The organism is Lysinibacillus capsici, from assembly GCF_003367505.1.
GTDB classification, from domain to species: domain Bacteria; phylum Bacillota; class Bacilli; order Bacillales_A; family Planococcaceae; genus Lysinibacillus; species Lysinibacillus capsici.
Map to the genome: position 1 here is coordinate 1 of NZ_PXXX01000043.1, position 573 is coordinate 573.

The window sequence follows — 573 nt, forward strand, 5'->3', positions numbered from 1 at the left end:
AATACTTTAGTGTACCAAGCGTCATAAATAGCCGCACTTGTTTCACCCGTAGTTGAACGTTTAACAATGCCATTTACTGTAGGCGCAGCTACAAATGATAATTCTTGTGTTCCTGGCTCAGTCGTTTCTGTTTTCGTCTCTCCAGACATTCCTGGACGTGATACAGTGACATTATATAATGCATGTCGAGTAGCTTTTACATCACCATCGAACTCAAATAATAGTGCAATTTTCTTAGGCTTTGCATCTGCATTTTCTGTTAATACTCCATCAGTACTTAATTCATCCCCTAGAACATCAACACGGAATTGTTGAAGCAGCGCTGCAACTGTTAGCGTACCTTCATACCCTGAGTTTGTACTAGATGTGTAATAAACTCGATCATCAGCGTAAAAATCTGATTGTTCGCCTTTTGGGTCTAAATTTAATGCTGTTGCACCTGGGAATGGGACTGGTGTAGTATAAGTTACTGTTCCATCTGTACCCTCTGTAGCAACTGCATAATGTACGTTTTTAATACCAAATTGTACTTTGTTTTCTGCCATCTAAAATAACCTCCTAATTAATTAAAGT

Annotated in this window: 1 protein-coding gene; it reads right to left on the reverse strand. The window is 38.6% G+C overall.

Features of this window, described 5'->3' with window-relative positions:
* Positions 1 to 545, reverse strand: a 545-nt coding sequence (locus tag C7B89_RS22850; protein WP_115674673.1) for a major tail protein, incomplete at its 3' end; no start/stop codon positions are given.
* Positions 546 to 573: the final 28 nt, after the last annotated feature.